22 protein-coding genes and 5 tRNA genes are annotated in these 20,219 nt (G+C 48.2%); 23 read left to right on the plus strand and 4 right to left on the minus strand.

Features of this window, described 5'->3' with window-relative positions:
• The first annotated feature begins 127 nt into the window (after positions 1 to 127).
• The 9 genes from VF724_RS19320 to VF724_RS19360 all read left to right on the plus strand — a co-directional run bounded on the left by VF724_RS19320 (position 128) and on the right by VF724_RS19360 (position 8,484).
• Positions 128 to 937: a PHP domain-containing protein gene (locus VF724_RS19320; protein ID WP_371755880.1), complete on the plus strand. Its 810-nt coding sequence runs from the start codon at positions 128 to 130 to the stop codon at positions 935 to 937.
• Positions 937 to 1,680 (plus strand): sugar phosphate nucleotidyltransferase, encoded by a 744-nt coding sequence (locus tag VF724_RS19325; protein ID WP_371755881.1) that lies wholly within the window; start codon positions 937 to 939, stop codon positions 1,678 to 1,680. Before VF724_RS19320 ends, VF724_RS19325 begins: the two co-directional genes overlap by 1 nt.
• Before the next feature lie 14 nt (positions 1,681 to 1,694).
• Positions 1,695 to 2,240, plus strand: a complete 546-nt coding sequence (rfbC, locus tag VF724_RS19330) for a dTDP-4-dehydrorhamnose 3,5-epimerase (RefSeq protein WP_371755882.1) — start codon at positions 1,695 to 1,697, stop codon at positions 2,238 to 2,240.
• A 22-nt stretch (positions 2,241 to 2,262) separates the two neighbouring features.
• Positions 2,263 to 3,279, plus strand: coding sequence for a dTDP-glucose 4,6-dehydratase (gene rfbB, locus VF724_RS19335; RefSeq protein WP_371755883.1), 1,017 nt, complete (start codon positions 2,263 to 2,265; stop codon positions 3,277 to 3,279).
• 3 nt (positions 3,280 to 3,282) lie between these two features.
• Positions 3,283 to 4,131, plus strand: coding sequence for a dTDP-4-dehydrorhamnose reductase (rfbD, locus tag VF724_RS19340; RefSeq protein ID WP_371755884.1), 849 nt, complete (start codon positions 3,283 to 3,285; stop codon positions 4,129 to 4,131).
• Positions 4,132 to 4,148: 17 nt separating this feature from the next.
• Positions 4,149 to 5,921: an SLC13 family permease gene (locus VF724_RS19345; RefSeq protein ID WP_371755885.1), complete on the plus strand. Its 1,773-nt coding sequence runs from the start codon at positions 4,149 to 4,151 to the stop codon at positions 5,919 to 5,921.
• An 81-nt stretch (positions 5,922 to 6,002) separates the two neighbouring features.
• Positions 6,003 to 6,872 carry a glycosyltransferase family 2 protein gene (locus VF724_RS19350; RefSeq protein WP_371755886.1) on the plus strand — a complete coding sequence of 290 codons (870 nt, stop codon included), beginning with the start codon at positions 6,003 to 6,005 and terminating at the stop codon, positions 6,870 to 6,872.
• Between the two features lie 4 nt (positions 6,873 to 6,876).
• Complete coding sequence (locus tag VF724_RS19355) at positions 6,877 to 8,283, plus strand: undecaprenyl-phosphate glucose phosphotransferase (protein ID WP_371755887.1); 1,407 nt, start codon at positions 6,877 to 6,879, stop codon at positions 8,281 to 8,283.
• A gap of 78 nt (positions 8,284 to 8,361) precedes the next feature.
• The gene (locus VF724_RS19360; protein ID WP_371755888.1) at positions 8,362 to 8,484 is read left to right on the plus strand and encodes a hypothetical protein; all 123 of its coding nucleotides are present in this window, start codon (positions 8,362 to 8,364) and stop codon (positions 8,482 to 8,484) included.
• Between the two features lie 208 nt (positions 8,485 to 8,692).
• Here VF724_RS19360 and VF724_RS19365 read toward each other — a convergent pair whose 3' ends face one another.
• Positions 8,693 to 8,968 carry a type II toxin-antitoxin system Phd/YefM family antitoxin gene (locus VF724_RS19365; protein WP_371755889.1) on the minus strand — a complete coding sequence of 92 codons (276 nt, stop codon included), beginning with the start codon at positions 8,966 to 8,968 and terminating at the stop codon, positions 8,693 to 8,695.
• 129 nt (positions 8,969 to 9,097) lie between these two features.
• On the opposite strand from VF724_RS19365, the gene VF724_RS19370 reads away from it, so the two are divergent.
• From VF724_RS19370 to VF724_RS19395, 6 genes are all read left to right on the plus strand, one after another.
• Positions 9,098 to 9,502 (plus strand): hypothetical protein, encoded by a 405-nt coding sequence (locus VF724_RS19370; protein WP_371755890.1) that lies wholly within the window; start codon positions 9,098 to 9,100, stop codon positions 9,500 to 9,502.
• A 263-nt stretch (positions 9,503 to 9,765) separates the two neighbouring features.
• Complete coding sequence (locus tag VF724_RS19375) at positions 9,766 to 10,878, plus strand: LolA family protein (RefSeq protein ID WP_371755891.1); 1,113 nt, start codon at positions 9,766 to 9,768, stop codon at positions 10,876 to 10,878.
• A gap of 146 nt (positions 10,879 to 11,024) precedes the next feature.
• Positions 11,025 to 12,200 (plus strand): alanine racemase, encoded by a 1,176-nt coding sequence (gene alr / locus VF724_RS19380; protein WP_371755892.1) that lies wholly within the window; start codon positions 11,025 to 11,027, stop codon positions 12,198 to 12,200.
• A gap of 259 nt (positions 12,201 to 12,459) precedes the next feature.
• The gene (locus VF724_RS19385) at positions 12,460 to 12,741 is read left to right on the plus strand and encodes a CopG family ribbon-helix-helix protein (protein ID WP_371755900.1); all 282 of its coding nucleotides are present in this window, start codon (positions 12,460 to 12,462) and stop codon (positions 12,739 to 12,741) included.
• Positions 12,742 to 12,744: 3 nt separating this feature from the next.
• Positions 12,745 to 13,095, plus strand: a complete 351-nt coding sequence (locus VF724_RS19390; RefSeq protein WP_371755901.1) for a type II toxin-antitoxin system PemK/MazF family toxin — start codon at positions 12,745 to 12,747, stop codon at positions 13,093 to 13,095.
• Positions 13,096 to 13,632: 537 nt separating this feature from the next.
• On the plus strand, positions 13,633 to 15,978 hold the full coding sequence (locus VF724_RS19395; protein ID WP_371755893.1) for a Tex family protein: 2,346 nt from the start codon (positions 13,633 to 13,635) through the stop codon (positions 15,976 to 15,978).
• A gap of 8 nt (positions 15,979 to 15,986) precedes the next feature.
• Here the strand turns inward: VF724_RS19395 and VF724_RS19400 are convergent, their stop codons facing one another.
• From VF724_RS19400 to VF724_RS19410, 3 genes are all read right to left on the minus strand, one after another.
• Positions 15,987 to 16,883 carry a polysaccharide deacetylase family protein gene (locus VF724_RS19400; RefSeq protein WP_371755894.1) on the minus strand — a complete coding sequence of 299 codons (897 nt, stop codon included), beginning with the start codon at positions 16,881 to 16,883 and terminating at the stop codon, positions 15,987 to 15,989.
• Between the two features lie 351 nt (positions 16,884 to 17,234).
• Complete coding sequence (cmpA, locus tag VF724_RS19405) at positions 17,235 to 17,342, minus strand: cortex morphogenetic protein CmpA (RefSeq protein ID WP_371755895.1); 108 nt, start codon at positions 17,340 to 17,342, stop codon at positions 17,235 to 17,237.
• Between the two features lie 112 nt (positions 17,343 to 17,454).
• On the minus strand, positions 17,455 to 17,802 hold the full coding sequence (locus VF724_RS19410) for a hydrolase/acyltransferase (protein ID WP_371755896.1): 348 nt from the start codon (positions 17,800 to 17,802) through the stop codon (positions 17,455 to 17,457).
• A gap of 182 nt (positions 17,803 to 17,984) precedes the next feature.
• Here VF724_RS19410 and VF724_RS19415 point away from each other — a divergent pair, with 182 nt between their 5' ends.
• The 8 genes from VF724_RS19415 to VF724_RS19450 all read left to right on the plus strand — a co-directional run bounded on the left by VF724_RS19415 (position 17,985) and on the right by VF724_RS19450 (position 20,075).
• The gene (locus tag VF724_RS19415) at positions 17,985 to 18,452 is read left to right on the plus strand and encodes a SprT family protein (RefSeq protein ID WP_371755897.1); all 468 of its coding nucleotides are present in this window, start codon (positions 17,985 to 17,987) and stop codon (positions 18,450 to 18,452) included.
• 93 nt (positions 18,453 to 18,545) lie between these two features.
• Positions 18,546 to 18,621: transfer RNA gene (locus VF724_RS19420), tRNA-Asn, on the plus strand.
• Between the two features lie 10 nt (positions 18,622 to 18,631).
• Positions 18,632 to 18,720, plus strand: a tRNA-Ser gene (locus VF724_RS19425).
• A gap of 200 nt (positions 18,721 to 18,920) precedes the next feature.
• A tRNA-Glu gene (locus VF724_RS19430) sits at positions 18,921 to 18,995 on the plus strand.
• Between the two features lies 1 nt (position 18,996).
• Positions 18,997 to 19,072: transfer RNA gene (locus tag VF724_RS19435), tRNA-Lys, on the plus strand.
• Between the two features lie 44 nt (positions 19,073 to 19,116).
• Positions 19,117 to 19,199: transfer RNA gene (locus VF724_RS19440), tRNA-Leu, on the plus strand.
• Positions 19,200 to 19,464: 265 nt separating this feature from the next.
• Positions 19,465 to 19,653 (plus strand): YgaP family membrane protein, encoded by a 189-nt coding sequence (locus tag VF724_RS19445; RefSeq protein ID WP_371755898.1) that lies wholly within the window; start codon positions 19,465 to 19,467, stop codon positions 19,651 to 19,653.
• Positions 19,654 to 19,811: 158 nt separating this feature from the next.
• Positions 19,812 to 20,075, plus strand: coding sequence for a hypothetical protein (locus VF724_RS19450; protein WP_371755899.1), 264 nt, complete (start codon positions 19,812 to 19,814; stop codon positions 20,073 to 20,075).
• The last annotated feature ends 144 nt before the right edge of the window (positions 20,076 to 20,219 follow it).

Raw genomic sequence — 20,219 nt, forward strand, 5'->3', positions numbered from 1 at the left:
GAGATAAAACCTCAATCTTTCGTCAACTATATGACTGGATCTCCGGTTTGCCCAATTACATCAAGGGTTTACTGCCTAAATTCAGCTGCGAAAGTTGAGTTAATTAATTGAAAGAAAGGACTACTTCATGCAAAATTTATTTGTTTCTCCTCCATTTGATCTTCATATGCATACAACAGCATCTGACGGGGAATATACTCCAATCGATTTAGTCAGGAAGGCACACAGTGTTGGTTTGAAAACAATCGCCATCACCGACCATGATACGTTGGACGCTGTGGAGGAAGCACAAATTGAAGGAGAAAGACTTGGCATTGAAGTCATTGCTGGTGTAGAGCTCAGTACCAAACATAAGGGGAAAAGTGTTGACGTATTAGGATATTACATCACCAATCGAAAAGAATTAGATACACTGCTACAAAAGATGAGAGATGAACGGGAAAATCGAACGCACCGAATTATTGATAAGTTTGTTGAAATCGGCATGCCTCTTACGATCGATGACGTGAAAGAATTCGGTGGCGGCAGCGTATTGGCTCGTCCTCATATCGCAAAGGCGATTGTTAAGAAAGGGTATGTTTCTGACTATCAAACCGTTTTTGATGAATATTTGGCAGACGGGAAACCCTGTGCTCTTGATAAATTTATATTATCTCCGCAGCAAGCCATAGATCTCATCCATAATGCAGGAGGTAAAGCATTCATTGCCCATCCCAAATTAATTGGCAATGACGAACTTGTTGCAGAGCTTTTGAATGAATGTTCATTTGACGGTATTGAGGTTTGGCATCGGAAACATGATCTAGAAGATGCGAGCAGATATGAAGAGATGGCCAAATCTTCTGGCATACTCATGTCCGGTGGCTCCGATTTCCATAACGATGAACATGAATTGGGCCGATTTGGTTTTAATCTAAATAAGGAGCTGCATACATAGTGAAAGGTATCATATTGGCAGGTGGTACAGGATCGAGGTTATATCCGTTGACTAAAGTCACCAACAAACATTTGCTGCCTGTCGGCAAGTATCCGATGATATTCCACGCGATTTCTAAACTGAAGCAATCGGGAATAGAAGATATTCTGATTGTGACCGGGAAGGATCACATGGGAGATGTGGTGAACCTTTGCGGCAGCGGCGGAGAATTCAATTTGAAGTTTACGTATAAAGTTCAAGACGAGGCTGGCGGCATCGCCCAAGCGTTAGGTTTAGCCGAGCATTTTGTGGGTCAAGATCAAATGGTTGTTATTTTGGGAGATAACGTATTTTCGGACTCCATCGCTTCCCATGTAGATAACTTTAAAAAGCAGAAGTCTGGTGCGAAAATCTTGATTCAAGAGGTTCATGATCCTCAACGGTATGGCGTTCCGGAAATTCAAGGGAACCATATTGTTTCCATTGAAGAAAAACCGCAAAATCCGAAAAGCAGCTATGCCGTAACGGGGATTTATATGTATGATCATCATGTGTTTGACATTGTGAAAACCTTAAGACCATCCGGCCGCGGCGAGTTGGAAATTACCGATGTCAATAATGCCTATATTGAAAGAGGGCAATTGACTTTTGACATCCTCCAAGGCTGGTGGACCGATGCCGGAACCCATGCATCATTAGCTAAAGCGAATGAGTTGGCTAAGGATGTTGAATTCGGTGAAGAATTCGGAAAGTTGAAATTGTAAGAGGTGCAAATACTATGAATCTGTCCGAAACAAAACTTCAAGGTGTCTATATTATAGAACCTGATGTATTTGGTGACGCCCGCGGTTTTTTTATGGAAACTTATAATCGGAACCGTTTTTATGAACAAGGTATTGATGTTGAATTTATCCAAGATAATCATTCGCTTTCTGTTGAAACCGGAGTCATTCGGGGGCTGCATTATCAGCTGAATCCAAAAGCGCAAACAAAATTGGTCAGAGTTGCTGCAGGAGCCATTTATGATGTCGTTGTCGATATTCGGAAAAGCTCGCCGACATTCGGTCAATGGACAGGAGTCATTCTAAGTGAAGCCAACAAACGACAGCTTCTTGTTCCCAAAGGTTTTGCTCATGGATTCTGTACAATCGTACCCAATACCCAAGTTCTATATAAAGTCGATGAATATTATTCTCCTGAACATGATCGCGGAATATTATGGAGCGACCCAAAGCTCGGTATAGACTGGCCGGCCTCGAATCCGATTTTGTCGGATAAAGATCGAAGACACCCTATTCTGGAGGATGCTGAAATTAATTTTTAAATCATTTTAACGGAGGCCTCTTATGAAAATATTAGTCACCGGCGGAGCGGGTTTTATCGGAAGCAATTTTGTGTTGTATATGCTCAAAAATCATCCAGATTATGAGATTATTAACTTGGATGCATTGACCTATGCCGGGAATTTGGAGAATCTTTCAAGTATCGAAGAAAACTCTCATTATACCTTTGTCAAAGGAGATATTTCGGACCCCTCAACCATTGATGGTCTATTTGAACAAGGAATCGATGTCGTTGTGAATTTTGCGGCGGAATCCCATGTTGACCGGAGTATTCTGGATCCGGGTATTTTCATTAAGACAAATGTGTCGGGTACCCAGGTGTTGTTGGATGCGGCAAAAAAGTATGGAGTGGAGAAGTTTGTCCAGATCTCCACGGACGAAGTCTATGGAACATTGGGAGATACCGGATTATTCTCAGAAACAACGCCGCTGGCTCCGAATAGCCCGTATTCGGCAAGCAAAGCCGGCTCCGATCTGCTGGTGCGCGCGTATCATGAGACCTTTGGAATTCCTGTGAACATCACAAGATGCTCGAATAACTACGGTCCCTATCAATTCCCGGAAAAATTGATACCGCTGATAATCGCCAATGCATTAAATGACAAGCCGCTGCCAGTATACGGGGACGGCTTGAATGTGCGGGATTGGTTATATGTCGAAGATCATTGCAGCGCCATTGATCTTGTCATACATAAGGGAAAGAACGGCGAAGTCTATAATATAGGCGGCAATAACGAAAGAACCAACATTGATATCGTTAATACTATTTTAGTTGAATTGGGAAAACCCCAGAGCCTGATTCAATTTGTGAAGGACCGTCCGGGTCACGATCGACGGTATGGGATTGATGCTACAAAGATAAGAACGGAATTAGGCTGGAATCCGCAATTCCCGTTTGACAAAGGGATTAAGACCACGATCCAATGGTATTTGGATAACCAAATTTGGTGGGAGCGGATTCAATCCGGAGCATATCAAGCCTACTATCAAAAACAATATGGTTCGAGACTGGGAGCATAAGCCATGAAAATTGTTGTCACGGGTGCGGGAGGACAATTAGGACAAGATTTGGTTCGGATCATGAATGAACAGCATGAAGTATTCGGATTAACCCGAAATGAATTGGATATAAAAGACTTGCAGCAAACCCAATCGGTGATCGAATCCATTCGTCCGGATGCTATTGTTCATGCGGCTGCCTATACAGCGGTAGACCTGGCGGAGGATGAAGAAACGGAAGCCTATCAGGTGAACGCCTTCGGAAGCCGCAATATAGCTTTGGCAGCGGAACAAGTCGGCGCCAAAATTTGTTATATCAGCACGGATTATGTTTTTGATGGCCAAGCTGCGACACCCTATCGGGAATATGATAATACCAATCCTGCAGGTGTATACGGAAAATCGAAGAGAGCCGGGGAGGACTTGGTGAAGACTTTATCTTCCCGGTATTTTATCGTTCGAACGTCGTGGGTTTACGGGAAGCACGGGAACAATTTTGTGAAAACCATGTTGAAATTGGCCAAAGAAAAAGATTCTCTTAAAGTGGTCCATGACCAGGTTGGTTCACCGACATATACAGTGGATCTGTCTTATTTTATTAAAGAATTAATAGAAACTGAAAAATACGGGATTTATCATGCTTCGAATACGGGGACATGCTCTTGGTTTGAGTTTGCCAAAGCCATTTTTGAAGAAAGCAGTATAAAAGTAAATGTTCAGCCCTGCACAACCGAAGAATTTCCGCGCCCAGCTCCAAGACCCAAGTATTCGGTGTTGGATCATTTATCCATTCGTGCGAACGGATTTCAGGACTTCAGACATTGGCGCGAGGCTTTGAAAGAATTTATTTCAAAAGAGATGGAAGATCAATAAATCATGAGAGAAAACATATGACGTTCCAAATCGGATTTGTTCTGGCTGTTGTCGTAATTATGATCGTATTTCTTGTTCTGGAAGTGGCAAGACCCGAGATTATTGTCTTCACCTCATTATCCGTATTGCTTCTCTCCGGCATTCTCACGCCTGATGAAGCGCTGCGCGGTTTTTCAAATCAAGGAATGCTTACGATCGCTCTCTTGTTTGTCGTCGCGGGTGCTGTTCAAAACAGCGGAATCTTGAATAAAGCGATCAGCCTGTTGTTGGGACATTCAAACAATTTAAAAACCGTCTTGTTTCGATTCATGTTTCCTGTGACGGCGATCTCCGCTTTCATGAACAACACGCCGATTGTCGTCATGCTGATGTCGGATATCAAGAAGTGGAGCCGGGACCATCATATTTCCCCGTCCAAGCTGCTGCTGCCGTTATCCTATGCGGCGATATTCGGCGGGATGATCACGTTGATCGGAACAGCGACGAATCTTGTGGTTCATGGATTGATGCTTGATTACGGGATGCGGGGCATGTCGATGTTCCAATTGTCGGCCGTTGGGATTCCGGCAGCCATTCTAGGTATTCTTTACATGGTGTTCATTGGGCAAAAGCTGCTGCCGGATAATAAATCCCTGGATGAAACGTACTATGAAAAAAGAAGAGAATATCTTACGGAGATGGTTGTTTCTCCTGATTGCACCGTTATTGGCAAAAGCATCGAACAGGCCGGATTGAGAAATTTGAAGGGTTTGTTTTTGTTCGAAATTATCCGCAGTAAAGAACACATTACCCCGGTCCCTTCCTACGAAAAAATTGAAGCGGGCGACCGCCTGCTTTTTTCCGGAGATATCGCCACTATTGTGGAGCTTCAGAATATTAAAGGACTGTATCTGGAAACGGGAACGGATTTGAATATGAATCATATGAAGGATGGCAGTGCCCAATTGATAGAAGCCGTCGTCTCTCACCATTCGGGTCTGCTGCAGAAAACGATCAAACAGCATAATTTTCGCAGCAGGTATGACGCAGCCGTGGTTGCGGTTCACCGAAACCATGAACGCATTCAGGGGAAAATCGGGGATATTGTTTTGCGGCCGGGGGATACATTGCTTTTACTGGCGGGTAAAGAATTTTTCAAGCGAAATGCTGAATCAAGTGACTTTTATTTGACTTCCCCTGTGGATTCATCGATTAAACCGGCAAATTCCGAGAAGGTCAAGCTGATATTGTTCATTGTGTTGGCCATGATTCTGGTCGCTTCTCTCAATTGGTTGTCGATGTTTAAGGCGTCGTTGTTGGCGGTCATTCTGCTTTTTATTACCCGGTCGATTGTGTCGGAAGATGTGCGAAAATCTGTTCATTTGGATGTGCTGCTATTGATTGCAAGCTCGTTAGGAATTGGATTGGCCTTGGAAAAGACAGGGGCGGCGGCTTGGATAGCATTAGTGATTCAGAAATTTGGCGGCGGCTTTGACTTTATTTCTTTGCCGTTACTGGTATATATCATGACAAATTTATTGACGGAAATCATAACCAACACCGCTGCTGCAGTCATCATGTTTCCAATCAGTGTTGCTCTTGCGAACCAAATGAATATCGACCCGATGGGGTTGATTATTACCATGACCATTGCCGCTTCCGCCAGCTTCGTTACCCCGATCGGTTACCAGACGAACTTGATTGTATACGGTCCGGGCGGGTATAAATTTTTCGACTATGTGAAGGTGGGTTTGCCCTTGAGCCTGATTTACATGGTTACTACTGTTTCCATCGTGGGTATTTTGTGGTAGTTTTTGTTGAAGTAGTTCTCCAGCCTCTAGCACAGTGTGGTATAATAGTGTCGAAAACATAGAGAAATTTGGAGAATCGTTATGGATGTCAGCATTATCATCGTTAATTTTAATACCTGTGAACTGACGTTGAATGCGATCCAGTCCGTCTTTCAATCCCGGACGGATTATTCCTATGAAATCATTTTAATCGATAATGCTTCTACCGACGGCTCGGTTGACCGGATCAGAAAAGAATACCCGAGTGTGCATTTGATCGTCAATCGGGATAATCTCGGTTTCTCCAAAGCGAACAATCAAGGCATAAGGGCTGCGTCCGGACGGTATATTTTACTATTGAATTCGGATACGGTCATGCAGCCTGAGACGTTGGATGTAATGGTTCGATTCATGGAGGATCATCCGGAAGTGGGGGCCGGGGGCTGTAAGGTTGTGCTGCCGGACGGAACTTTGGACAGGGCATGCCGCAGAGGTTTCCCAACTCCGCTTGCCTCGTTCTACTATGCGTTTGGTTTTTCCCGATTGTTCCCGCGTCACCCGCGGTTTAATCAATATCAGCTTTCCTATCTGGATCCAGATCAGGATTATCCCGTGGATAGTCTGATGGGAGCGTTCATGTTGGTGCGCAAAGAGACGATTGATCAGGTCGGACAGTTGGATGAGGATTTCTTCATGTACGGCGAGGACATCGACTGGTGCTACCGGATCAAGCATGGAGGCTGGCATGTCTATTATTATCCCTATACGACAATCATTCACTATAAAAGAGCCAGCAGCCGCAACAAGCCGTTTAAAATCATCTATGAATTTCATCGGGCGATGCTTCTGTTTCATAATAAACATTACAAACGCAAATATGCTTGGTGGGTGAACCTGCTAGTCTATCTGGGAATCGGCATAAAGTTCGTCAGCGCTTTCCTATCAAGCAAGTTAAGCTTGTCGCAGAGGTGAAAACATGATTCGACAAAGCCAAGGCTTTCTCACGCAACTCTATGCCATAGTCGATTTTTTGGCGGTTCAACTCATCTTTGTGTTTGCCTGGTGGTTGAAATTTGAAAGCGGATTATTGGCCTTTTCATCGCCGCTTCCTTTTAGGATCTACTTGCTTTGGAGTGCCGCTTATGGAGTTATCGTGGTCATTGCCGGGTTTTTAATAGGGTTCTATACGCCGAAGCGCAAAAAAAGATTTTCCTTCGAAGCCCTGAAGATCGTTCAAATCCATTTTATCAGCTTGCTGGTCTTGTTGAGTGTCTTGTTTATTGTGAAAGAAGTCCATATTTCCCGTGAGTTTCTGGCGATTTTTGTGTCGGGCAATATTTTTTTTATGGGAATTTATCGATATCTCATCAAGAAGGCTCTGAAGTCGCTCAGGGAAAAAGGATATAATAAACAGTTCGTATTGATTCTGGGAGCGGGGTCGGTCGGCCGCAAATTTTATGAAAATTTGCTTGAGCAGCCTGAATTGGGCTTTGAAGTCGTTGGATTTCTTGATGATTTTCAACGGGAGCATCACCCTGAATTTGTTGGATATAAGCCGATTATCGGAACGGTGGATGACCTGGATTCCATCCTGGGAAGAATCATCATAGATGAGGTCATTATTGCCCTGCCGCTTGAGGCGCATCATAAGTACGCCAAAATTATTGCGGCATGTGAGAAAGCCGGGGTCAAAACGATGATCATTCCGGACTACTTCGATATTCTACCTGCCAGGCCGTTTTTTGAGAATTTTGCCGGCATCCCGATTATCAATGTCAGAGACATTCCGCTGGATGAAGTCAGAAACCGGTTAGTCAAACGGATCTTCGATGTCTTGTTTTCGCTTGCGGCAATTGTCATTACGCTTCCGCTCTTGATCCTGATTGCGGCGGCAATCAAAGCAACGTCGAGAGGTCCGGTCATTTTCAAGCAGGAACGTCTCGGCTGGAACCGGCGTCCGTTCATGATGTATAAGTTCCGCACGATGAAGGTCTCGTCCGGTATTCAATCGGATACGCAGTGGACGGTTAAAGATGATCCTCGCCGGACTTGGTTCGGGACATTTTTGCGCAAGACCAGCTTGGACGAATTGCCCCAGTTTTTCAATGTATTGAAGGGGGATATGAGCGTGGTCGGCCCGAGGCCGGAGCGGCCCTTTTTTGCCGAACAGTTCAAGGAGGAAATTCCGAAGTATATGGTCAAGCACCATATCCGGCCGGGCATTACCGGCTACGCCCAGAGCAGCGGCCTGCGGGGTGACACGTCCATTGAAGAACGGATTCGGCATGATATTTTTTATATTGAGAATTGGACGCTGCTCTTTGATATCAAAATTATCTTCAAAACTCTGGTGAACGGTTTCGTCAATCGCAATGCCTATTGAAATAAATCTTATATCCCAGTATTTTCCCCCTTGGAACCGAATATATCTTCATATATCTTCTCTCAGGGGGGTATGAGGATGCGGGAACCGGATCAGCGGGAGGACAGGCCTCCCCAGGTCGGCAGAGGAATGGTCATCGGGCTTTTGGCAGGCCTTGTGTTGTGGGCGGTTATCTATGCGATTTGGGCGTTGTTTCGATAATTACAGCAAATTTTCATACTTCTGTGCGCCATAGAGCACACGCATAATAACAACCTGTTTTTCCGCCTCGTCGATCAGATGAAAGACAATATAGTTATTAACAATCAGCTTGCGATAGCCTCGGCTGGTTAATATATCGTCTGCACTCCATCAACCCATAGGCACTTTGGGGCAACGAGGTGTTCTGAAATATACCGGTATATCCTGTCTAAATCATCCTCGGCGATGGGGGTAAACTTAGGCTGGTAATGAACACTTGCTCTCCCTCCAGCAGGGGAGTGCCGTCTGTAATTTGCTTTTCCGCTTTCCCCAGTTTTTTATAGACATCCGCAAGTGCCAACTGTCTTTCATAGGTCTCTATGCTCATAATCACTAAGTCACCATATCCATTTTTGGTGATAAAGATAGGCTCTGACTGGTTGTGGCAGAGTTCCGAAATTTTACTTGTGTTTCTCAATTCAGCGATAGGCCTTATCTGTGGCATAGGATCAACTCCTTTCCTTGGGTCCCCTGAATCATTTGATATATTCAACGCAATTTGCTACAAATCATGAATAAACCCACTCCCCCCTCCCCATACTGCATATAAAACAGTACAGGGGAGGTTTGTTCTATGGAAAAGCATGAGCAGGGAAAAGGACCGTATGACCAAACAGATTCAACCTCATGGTCGGATAGTGAGCTCCCGGGGGGCATGTTGTCTTGGGCGGGTAATCCGCAGCAGATGGAAGAGCCGGTATTATTGACGGACGGCCGTCAGCCGGAGGCGGCAGTTGCCTGGACGCCCACCAATGAGCAGCCGGAGGAGCCCATATCATCGGCGGACAGTCAGGTTGAAGATAAGCCTCCGTGGTCAACCGGGCATTGGTCCGATGACTTGATCGGGTTTCTGGACGGCACCGAAGGGTACGGGTTTGTGAATCCGCTTGGAGTGAGCAAGGGCTTTGCGCTCGGACTGATTCTCGGAGCTCTGCTGTGGGCTGGGATGATTGTGGGGATTTTGTATTTGATGCGGTAGGGATCGACGGAATTTTTAGGAGCGGTCACGCTCTCTTTTAACATGTTCATTTTATCTCGTTCATCCTATCTTGTCTTCGCTTTTAACGGGTCTCTTTTTTCATCGATTTATCCTTCCCTTTAGACCGTTGATCGCCCATTTTTGCCATGTCCGTTTTTTTCTCCGGAAATCCCTTAAATCCCTTGCAGCATGTCTGCATAAATGTCCAAGTCTCCTCATAGTAATGTATCAGTCCGTACAATATGGGTGGAGGGGATGATTCAATGCGTCGGGTGATGGGGATTGCAGCCGTCATGCTGATCGGGATCGCTTTGCTGGCGGGATGCGGCGGTAAGAAGGATGCCAATTCGGTTGTCAAGGAGCTCGATCAGAACGTTACGAAGATGGAAAGTTACAAGGGAGAGGGCACCATGGTGCTGCATACGGGGCAGCAGCCGTTGAAATACAACGTGGAGGTGTGGTACCAGAATCCGCATTACTACCGCGTTGCCCTCACCAATGAGGCCAAGGACGTCACGCAGATCGTGCTGCGCAATGATGAAGGGGTGTTTGTGCTGACGCCTCATTTGAACAAGAGCTTCCGTTTCCAAAGCGATTGGCCGGAGAAGCAAGGGCAGGTTTACCTGTATCAATCGCTGGCCAAAAGCATCGTGAACGACACGAACCGCCAGTTTGCCGCAGAGAACAAGGCTTATGTTTTTGATGTGGCGGCCAACTACCAGAACAGCTCGCTGGTGCGCCAGAAGATCTGGCTGGATAAGAACAATTACGCCCCGCAGCGGGTGGAGGTCAGCGATCCGGACGGCAATGTCCTGGTGGAAGTCAGCTTTGACAGCTTCAAGTTCAACGCGAATTTTGAAAAGGACAGCTTTGACATGCAGCGCAATATGACCGCATCGAATCTGCAGTCCATGGCGGCGATGGTCCCGGCAGACGGCGGATCCGGAAAGGCGGCGGGGGATCAAAGCCAAGCGACCGCTCAAGCGAATACTAAAACGAACAGTCAGGCAAGCAGCCAATCTTCATCAAGCAAAAATCAGGGATTCGGCGTCATCGAGCCTGCCTATACGCCCATGGGTGTAGCTCTGAAGGATATGAAGGATTTGAAGCTGGGCGACCAGGCCGGGGTCATGCTGCGATATGAAGGGAACTATCATTATTCGCTCATGGAGGCGCGGCCGGAGGCACAAACCGTGACTGCAATGAACGGGAATATTGTGGATCTCGGAGAAAGAATTGGCGTGCTGCTGGGGGATCAGATGAAGACTCTTGCCTGGACCACGGGCGGTGTCGAGTTCCGGTTGACCAGCGGAGATCTGCCGGTTTCCGAAATGGTCAATATCGCCAAGTCGGTCGAAGGCCAGATTGGCAAATAATAACGGCGATTTGCGCGGAATGTTCATTGACAGTGCCGCTAGAACCCTTTAACATAGGGTTTATGGGCAAGAAGGAACGGGTGCTGCGAAAACAGGCTTGGGGCAGGACCGAACGGTTCTTTCGATTTCAAAGAAGGTGAACATGGGTGGATTCGTTTTACCGTCCGACCTGGGTGGAGATTTCGCTGGATGCTTTGCGCAGCAATGTGGCGGCGTTTCGCAGCGTGCTGCCGCAGGCGATGAAGCTGATGGCGGTGGTCAAGGCGGACGCCTACGGGCATGGAGCCAGGGAAGTGGCGCAGGAAGCGCTCGCTTGCGGAGCGGACTATCTCGGCGTCGCCTTCCTGGATGAAGCGCTGGAGCTTCGGGCAGCGGGGATCACGGCGTCGATTCTCGTATTGGGGTATACCCCCGTAGCAGGCATCCTTACGGCTTACGCGAACGATATCACGCTGACCGTGTACAGCGATGAGGTGCTGGAGGCGCTTGCCGGGCTGCATCGGGAATATGCGTCATTCGGCCGGCCGATGAAAATTCATGTGAAGATCGATACGGGCATGGGTCGAATCGGTCTACACGATCAGGAGGGCGCTGTCCGGTTCATTGAGCGGGCGATCCGGCTGGAAGGCGTTAGCGTGGAAGGCCTGTTCACCCACTATGCCCGGGCCGATGAAGAGGATAAGGCTTATACGTTCGAGCAGCATCGGCGATTTGAAGCGATTGTTGAGCATTTTCGGTCCAAAGGCGTCGTCTTTCCGATCCTTCATGCGGGCAACAGTGCAACAGGCATTGAATTTCCGGAACTTTCATATAATATGCTTCGGCTGGGAATCAGTTTGTATGGACTGTACCCTTCCGAGGAAGTGAATCGCAGGAAAGTGGAGCTTCTTCCCGTGATGAGCTTCAAAACCAAGCCGGTCATGATCAAAACGTTGCCCCCCGGCTCAGGAATCAGCTACGGCACGATCTACACGACAAGCGGCGAGGAGACCATAGCCACACTTCCGGTAGGCTATGCCGACGGCTACACGCGGATGCTGACTTCCAAGGCGGAAGTGCTGGTGCGCGGACACAGAGTGCCGGTGGTTGGAAAGATCTGCATGGATCAATGCATGATCAACGTGACGGATGTTCCCGAGCTGCGGCTGGATGATGAAGTAGTGCTGTTCGGCAGGCAGGGCTCGGAAGTCGTTTCGGCGGATGATCTGGCAGCGGCGCTGGGGACGATCAATTACGAAATCACGTGCATGGTGTCCAACAGAGTCCCGAGGGTTTACATCCGCAACGGACAGCCGTACAAGGTCGTCAATCGCCTGCTGTAAGAGGGAATAATTCCGAATATCCCCTACAAATACCATTTAAAAAACGGGATTTTGAACAGGAGTTTTGCCGTATTGCGGCGAAATATATAGGTCATAACGATACGGCAGGGTTTCACTGCGGCTTTCCTTCGGCTTTAGGGCAGCCGATGTGTATAGCATAATTGCTATACTTTAGGCATACACTTTTTTTGTATAAAATTGCTTCAGGTACGCCATAATGGTAATACTGGACTGGAAATGTTGTGGGGGTGCGAGATTGGTGACCAATGCGCAGAACACAAGAAGGATCATGATCAGCTTGCCGGAATATCTCTTGCAGGAGGTAGACGGTGTCGTCGAACGGGAGAATTCCAATCGCAGCGAATTCATCCGACAAGCGATGAAGCTCTATCTGACGGAACGCAAGAAACGGCATCTTCGCGAGACCATGCAGCGGGGTTATATGGAAATGGCCAAAATCAACCTGCATATTGCGGTGGAATCATTTCAAGCGGAGGAAGACGCGGACAATACTCTTGACCGCTTAGTAAGCGGGGTGTAAATGTTGATTGTTAAACGCGGCGATGTTTTCTTTGCTGATCTCTCTCCTGTTGTGGGTTCGGAGCAGGGAGGTGTCCGCCCGGTGCTGGTGATTCAGAATGACATCGGCAACCGGTTCAGCCCGACCGTTATTGTGGCGGCAATCACCGCCCAAATCCAGAAGGCCAAACTGCCCACCCACATAGAGATTATTGCGGAAACCCACGGGTTTGACCGGGATTCCGTCGTATTGCTGGAGCAAATTCGAACGATCGACAAGCAGCGGTTAACCGACAAAATCACCCACCTGGATGAAGAAATGATGTCAAGGGTGAACGATGCGCTGCAGATCAGTTTGGGACTGATCGATTTTTAACATTTTTCGCAAGCCGACTATCATATGTTCAGAATGCGTGACCGGCGAGGGCCCCAAGTCCCTCGTTTTTTACCGTATGGGGCCTTTAAGCCGCCGATACCGGCATGCTTCATGCCGCTATTCATACCGCAAATGCAGCCTTTTGGGGTCTGGGCGGAAAGAGTCCGGGGAAAAAATCCTGGAGGTTCGATAAAGAAAGAAATCTTCCTTTATTTGTGATAAGAAGGATGCCTTCGCTCAAATAGAGCAACATTTTTCCTTTATATCTACATAAGGCTTTCATGACGCAGTGCCTTGCGACGAATTTTCATGATGCAATCATGCGGCAAGGTTCCAACACCATTATCATTCATTTTCAGGGCAGAATTTTCATCCGTTTCCGGACTTGCCGGAAAGCAAAATCTTATCGGCATCAACACCAACCTGCCTCTAAATGCGGTCATTCTTCCTTGAATTGACCTCGATAGAGGCTTTTTACTGTTTGTGCACCGGTTTTTGATTGTTTATTACTGCGGAACAAGAAAGGACGAAGCGGAGATGAGCGGAAACACGAAGGATCAGAGGACTCCGGCAGAAAGGATGAGGGCTGGCGGGACGCAAACGGACCTGAAGGAAACCGACCTTATGGAAACCGGACAGGCCGGAGCGGGCCAGGGTTCCGTACGGCCTGCGGGGGAGCAGGGGAAGGAGCAGGAGAAGGGACAGGACCAGGAGAAGGAACAGCAGGCCCGCATCCTGAGGCAAATCGCCGCGGAGCTGGAGCTGGCGGTCTCCAAAGTGCGCGCCGCTGTCGAGCTGCTGGATGAAGGCAATACCATTCCGTTCATTGCGCGCTACCGCAAAGAGATGACCGGGGAACTGGACGAGAATCAGCTGCGTTCGGTGGAAGAACGGCTGCAGTACCTTCGCTCCCTGGAGGAGCGCAAGCGGGAAGTCATCCGTTTGATCGACGAGCAGGGTAAGCTGACCGAGGAGCTGCGAACGGCAATTATCCGTGCGGACAAGCTTCAGGAGGTGGAGGACCTTTACCGTCCGTACCGCCAGAAGCGCAAGACGCGGGCGAGCGTCGCCAAGGAGCGGGGCTTGGAACCGCTGGCCGACTGGCTGTCCGCTCAGCCAAGGACGGGCTCGCCGGAGCTGGAGGCAGCCAAATACGTTGATCCGGAGAAGGAAGTACATACGGCGCAGGACGCGCTTCAAGGCGCGATGGATATCATCGCGGAAAATATCGCCGACGACGCCAAGATCCGCGCATGGATCCGGAGCAAGACGAAGGACAAGGCGCTGCTCGTGACCGAAGCGAAAACCGCCGGGCAGGAATCGGTGTATGAAATGTATTACCAATATCAGGAGCCTGTGAAAAAGCTTCCGCCGCACCGTATCCTGGCCATTAACCGCGGAGAAAAAGAGGATGTGCTGAAGGTCCGTCTGGAAATGGAAGAGGGTGAAATTCACCGTTACCTGGAGAAACAGCTGATTCGCGGGGAATCGGCGGTCAAGGCGCTGCTCACGGCTGCGTATGAGGACGCCTACAAGCGGCTGATCGCGCCTTCGGTCGAACGGGAAATCCGCAATGAGCTGACGGAAAAGGCGGAGGAGCAGGCCATCCGGATCTTCTCCGAAAATCTGCGCAATTTGCTGCTGCAGCCGCCTGTCAAGGGTAAAATGGCGCTGGGCGTCGACCCGGCCTACCGCACAGGCTGCAAGCTGGCGGTTGTGGATGAGACCGGCAAAATGCTAGAAGTCGCCGTCACCTACCCGACGCCGCCGCATAACAAAATCGCCGAGGCGGAAGCCGTCTTCAAGCGGCTGATCGAAAAGTACCGTGTGGAGATCGTGATTATCGGCAACGGCACCGCCTCGCGGGAAACCGAGCAGTTCGTCGCCGATATTATTCGCAAAATGAAGGGGCGCTCTTTGAAATATATTATCGTCAATGAAGCGGGGGCAAGCGTTTATTCGGCCTCTAAACTGGCGCAGGAGGAATTTCCGGAGCTGGATGTGGCGGAGCGAAGCGCGGTATCGATCGCGCGGCGTCTGCAGGATCCGCTTGCGGAGCTGGTGAAGATCGATCCGAAATCGATCGGCGTGGGGCAGTATCAGCATGACGTGCATCAAAAGCGCCTGGAGGAGAGCCTGAAGGCCGTTGTGGAATCGGCGGTCAATCATGTCGGCGTGGAGCTGAACACCGCCTCTTCCTCCTTGCTTTCCTATGTATCCGGCATCAATGCGACCACGGCCAAAAATATCGTCAAATTCCGCGAGGAAAAAGGAAAATTCAGCAGCCGCGAGCAGCTGCTCAAGGTGCCCCGTCTCGGCGCCAAAACGTATGAGCAGTGCATCGGATTTTTGCGGATTAACGGGGGAGACGAGCCGCTGGACAACACGCCGATTCATCCCGAATCTTACGATATTGCCGAACGTTTGTTAAAGGAGCTTTCGCTGACGAAGCAACAGCTGGGAACCGCGGAATTGAAAGACAAGCTGCGGACCGTTCAGACGGAGGAAATGGCGGAGCGGCTGCAGGCGGGCGTTCCCACCTTGCGCGATATCGTTGACAGCCTGCAGAGGCCGGGCAGAGATCCGCGGGAGGAGCTGCCGGCGCCGATCTTCCATACCGACGTGTTGAAAATGGAGGATTTAAAGCCGGGCATGCAGTTGCAGGGAACGGTACGGAACGTGATCGATTTCGGGGCGTTCGTCGATATCGGCGTCAAGCAGGACGGATTGGTGCATATTTCGCAGCTGAGCGATAAATACGTCAAGCACCCGACGGAAGTCGTCTCCGTCGGAGACATCGTGACCGTATGGGTGCTTGGCGTGGATGTGAATAAGGGCAGGATCAGCTTGACGATGAAGGGCCCGGATGAAAAAGCCCGATGAGCGGTTGCTCATCGGGAGGCTGTCAATTTCTTCGGGCTCTGGCTCTTATGGAGATTGATGCTTCCCGCTGCTGCGGACTCGATGGAGGCGTATAAGGCCTCCGGCGTGATGTCCGGACTGCCTCCATTAATTCTCGGCAGCAAATACGGATCGCTCGTTTTGGAAATGAGTCCGGGTCTGGTTGTAAAAGCGTAACGGATTTGCACTTCCTTTAGAGTTTTGATGGCTGTGTTGTTATGCATGCCGTAAGGATAGGCAAAGGTGTCGATCGGATGAGGCGTAAGAACGGAAAGCTGTTGAACGCACTTCTGCAAATCCGTCTTGATGCGCTGCTCGTACTGCTGTTGGGTTTCCGACTTGCCGTCGATCTTCATCGGTCCGGTTAATGCGTCATGCTTGCGGTCGACCTTGAAATGGAGATTATCCGTATGCGCTTGAACCTCCATGTCGGGATCCGCATGCGTCATTGCGACGATTTGATCGGTCGTCATGTGCGGCGTGTAAACCTTTACATTTTTCTGAAAGGCGCCGGTGATGACAAAGCAAACAGCCGGAATATGCCGTTTAGCCAAGATGGGATACGCAATCGAATAATAGCTTTCGTATCCGTCGTCAAACGTGATCAGTGCGGCATTGTCGGGAACTTTGCCGCCGTGCATGAACGCTCTGAATTGGTCTAATGAAATAAAATGAATGCCTTTTTTCGAAAGGTAATCGATTTGTTGCGCGAACAGCTCGGGGCTTATGATATCTCTGCCCTTTAGTTTTGGATCCAGGTGGTGAAACATTAAGACGGCGACTTTATCGTGATAAGGAAGCGAGGGCTTCAGGCTTGCAGCCGGGACGGGATAGATGGCCTGAGAAGCCTGATTTCCGTACACGGTATCGATAACCGTCGTTTCCACTTGGGCTGCCTCTTGAACTGGAACGGGCGGGGACTCCGAGTGCGGGTCAGGATTTGACACGGTGTGAACCAATTGCTTGGCCCCTGAATGATTGTGATAGAGAACCAGATAAAAAGATGAAACAATAAGCGCAATTCCAATTAATCCAAGGGATAATATTTTCCGCATGTTCGATGCATCGCCTGACCTTTTCTCTCTAGTAATTTGGTACTAAATACAATGTAGTCGACATACGGTTTTTTGACAATAGTTTTCTTTTAACTCTATCTAAACTATTTGGAAATTCTGTCTTACTCAGAATCTATCTTGCTATGGATATAAATTGGTAGATTTGGAAGAGGAAATTTCGAATTATTTATTTATGCGGTAAAAAAACCAGCAGTCGTTCAATAAACGGATCTGCCTGCGGTCTTTGTTCTGAAAAGCACGCGATAATTGATGACGCAACCAGGAGGGCAATGCATTCAGCTCCTTCCCGCATTTTTCTTGTCACTATCTTATGATACGGGAAGGGCGTCTGTGCCTGTTTTAAGCGGGAATCGGTCCGTCGATCGTCCGGATTTGTTACATTTTACGCTTCTTCTTCGTACCACTGTTCCAGCTGAGCCTGCAGGGCGCGAATTTCGGTCAACAGCGAGATGACCGGATAGGACTTGTCTTCAATGGCAGCAAAGCTTTTTTCCAAATCATTGATATAGTCGAGGCTGCTGGTTATTGCATAGGCGCCCACGGTGATTTCCAGGTTGTCGCACTCCGCAACCGCATGCGGGAGCTCCGGAGCGCTGTCAGCGGCCAGCTTGCCAATTTCCTTATGCAGCCGATGATGCAGGGCGGTTAATTGATAGGCGTGGGATGCTGGAATTTGCACAAATTCAAGGTTATCTGCATTTTGCAGGATGACGTACCGCATATTGGACATGGATAGAGTTCTCCTCCCGGAAATTCCTTGTAAACGGCGCTTTTGTTCGGCATGAACCTACTTGACAGTTTACCGCAAGCTTCGGTTACAATTCAAGTGAATCGGTTTGTTCGCTTGATACGGAATTCAAGAGGCAGTACGGAGTTGGAAAAGCGTGAAAACCGCAAAGGGAGAGAATACCGGTGAATGACCAGCAGCTACAGACATGGATCGAGCGCGTATCGCTCCAGTATTTTGACATGCCGTTTGTGCATAAAGCCTCATTTAACGGCAAACTCCGCACAACGGGAGGAAGGTATTTTCCCGGCACGCACAACATCGAGATCAGCCGTTTGCAGTACGATACGTTCGGTGAGGAAGAAGTAGAGAAGATCATTAAACATGAGCTTTGCCATTATCATCTCCATCTAACGAACAAAGGATACAAGCACCGTGATGATGATTTTAAGCGATTGCTGAAAAAAGTCGGCGGAAGCCGTTATTGCCGTACATTGCCCATCCCCAAGCAAGCGGAGCCGTATCGCTACCGGTTGGAATGCGCGGACTGCAAAGCCGTTTACTACCGCAAACGCAGGCTGAATCCGCGCAAATATGCATGCGGCCAATGCCGGGGCAAATTGAGTCTGCACGAGCTGCAAAACGGATGCTGACAGGCGGCATTTTCCGTTTTCGTCACATTTTACAGGCACGATTCGTCATCTTGACTTCACGGGGTTTTCATGATAAATTAAATTTTGTCACATTCCCCGATAGCTCAGTCGGTAGAGCACTCGGCTGTTAACCGAGTTGTCACAGGTTCGAGTCCTGTTCGGGGAGCCATTTTATTCATGGAGAGGTACCCAAGAGGCCGAAGGGGGCGCTTTGCTAAAGCGTTAGGGTGTAACAGCCGCGAGGGTTCGAATCCCTCCCTCTCCGCCACATTCATTTCGAAATCACTTTGAGTTTGAAGCAGAAGTGAGAGTCGCGGACGGCGGCTTTTTTCATGAACGGACAAGCTCGCGGACATAAGGCGCCGAAGTTCCGTTATATGGATGAACTCTTGTGAAATATTTCTTTGGGAAACCACTTGCCATCGGAACGCCTATCCAGTATAATAAATTTCGTTGTCTCAAGGATACGGCCCGTTGGTCAAGGGGTTAAGACACCTCCCTTTCACGGAGGTAACAGGGGTTCGAATCCCCTACGGGTCACCATGAGCCATTAGCTCAGTCGGTAGAGCACCTGACTTTTAATCAGGGTGTCGAAGGTTCGAGTCCTTCATGGCTCACCATTTGAATATTCCGGCGATGAAAACATTTGGAAATCGCCTTATACGCGGTCGTGGTGGAATGGCAGACACGCTATCTTGAGGGGGTAGTGGGCGTACGCCCGTGAGGGTTCGAGTCCCTCCGACCGCATCACACGAAAAGTCCTTGTGTATCAAGGGCTTTTTGCTTTTTCCAAGAAGTTTGGTGTTTATATAGAATGTGCATGAAATGTGTTGTTGTTGACGAATTGTTGACGAAAATAAAGATAAGAAACATTTTTGACATCGAATTGTGTCTTGACGAAGAGAGCATTATGGGTTTTCTTCCCTCGAATGACAATGACCCGAATCACAAATATTAAAAAAGTGAAGTTCCTTAAATGTGGAAACGACTTTAACTTAAGGTGGTATAAATCTTGAAATGTAACGTTGGGAAAACAGAACAAGTGATTAGAATTACAATTGGGATTATAATTGTTTTTGTGGGTCTGTATTACAGAAGTTGGTGGGGGCTAATTGGATTAGCACCAATCATTACAGGTGCAACCCGCTATTGTCCAGCGAATGCAATCCTGGGAATACAGAATTGTAAGGTTAAACATTGATATTGTGGCTGCTTTTCGGCAGCTTTTTTTGCTCCGCTTACGGCAGTAATGCGGTATAAATGAATCTTTATATATGCAGAATAATCCAAAGAATGATTTGTATTCAACCAATTGACGATTTATCGCACAAGATGAGAATTTTGGGAGGCGATTTCAACGTGAATGACTTTGATGATATCAACCGGGAACGAAATGGGAACGGCTGGATTGGAGAGGAAGGGGTTCTCGATGAGGATATGGAAGTTGACTCTGATGTTAATGAGGATCGCAATCGGGAACAGCAATTGGATGCTTCATTTCAGGACTGGTACCGTAATATTGAATCTTGGGTGAAACAGAAGGAAGATATGACTCAGGTGCCGAAGGCGAACGTCTTTGATGCCGCCGTCAATATGGATGCCGATCAAGAAAAAAATAAATAACCGCACCATTAATCGGAGAATAACAAGGGAACATAGAGGTATTAGTGTGAATTTGCACATTAATCCGGCAGGGGTTTTGCAAATTAAATCGGCATAAAAAGCAGCTTTTTTTCGTTGTTTTGCAAATTAATTCCGCATAGGATC

Source organism: Ferviditalea candida (assembly GCF_035282765.1).
GTDB classification, from domain to species: Bacteria; Bacillota; Bacilli; order Paenibacillales; family KCTC-25726; genus Ferviditalea; species Ferviditalea candida.

Excerpts from the sequence above, each read along its gene's own strand:
- VF724_RS19375 (WP_371755891.1), top strand. The coding sequence starts at position 9,766 with ATGCGTCGGGTGATGGGGATTGCAGCCGTCATGCTGATCGGGATCGCT.
- VF724_RS19320 (WP_371755880.1), top strand. The coding sequence starts at position 128 with ATGCAAAATTTATTTGTTTCTCCTCCATTTGATCTTCATATGCATACA.
- VF724_RS19370 (WP_371755890.1), top strand. The coding sequence starts at position 9,098 with ATGGAAAAGCATGAGCAGGGAAAAGGACCGTATGACCAAACAGATTCA.
- VF724_RS19350 (WP_371755886.1), top strand. The coding sequence starts at position 6,003 with ATGGATGTCAGCATTATCATCGTTAATTTTAATACCTGTGAACTGACG.
- VF724_RS19410 (WP_371755896.1), bottom strand. The coding sequence starts at position 17,802 with ATGTCCAATATGCGGTACGTCATCCTGCAAAATGCAGATAACCTTGAA.
- VF724_RS19360 (WP_371755888.1), top strand. The coding sequence starts at position 8,362 with ATGCGGGAACCGGATCAGCGGGAGGACAGGCCTCCCCAGGTCGGCAGA.
- VF724_RS19355 (WP_371755887.1), top strand. The coding sequence starts at position 6,877 with ATGATTCGACAAAGCCAAGGCTTTCTCACGCAACTCTATGCCATAGTC.
- VF724_RS19365 (WP_371755889.1), bottom strand. The coding sequence starts at position 8,968 with ATGCCACAGATAAGGCCTATCGCTGAATTGAGAAACACAAGTAAAATT.
- VF724_RS19395 (WP_371755893.1), top strand. The coding sequence starts at position 13,633 with ATGAGCGGAAACACGAAGGATCAGAGGACTCCGGCAGAAAGGATGAGG.
- rfbC (WP_371755882.1), top strand. The coding sequence starts at position 1,695 with ATGAATCTGTCCGAAACAAAACTTCAAGGTGTCTATATTATAGAACCT.
- rfbB (WP_371755883.1), top strand. The coding sequence starts at position 2,263 with ATGAAAATATTAGTCACCGGCGGAGCGGGTTTTATCGGAAGCAATTTT.
- VF724_RS19345 (WP_371755885.1), top strand. The coding sequence starts at position 4,149 with ATGACGTTCCAAATCGGATTTGTTCTGGCTGTTGTCGTAATTATGATC.
- rfbD (WP_371755884.1), top strand. The coding sequence starts at position 3,283 with ATGAAAATTGTTGTCACGGGTGCGGGAGGACAATTAGGACAAGATTTG.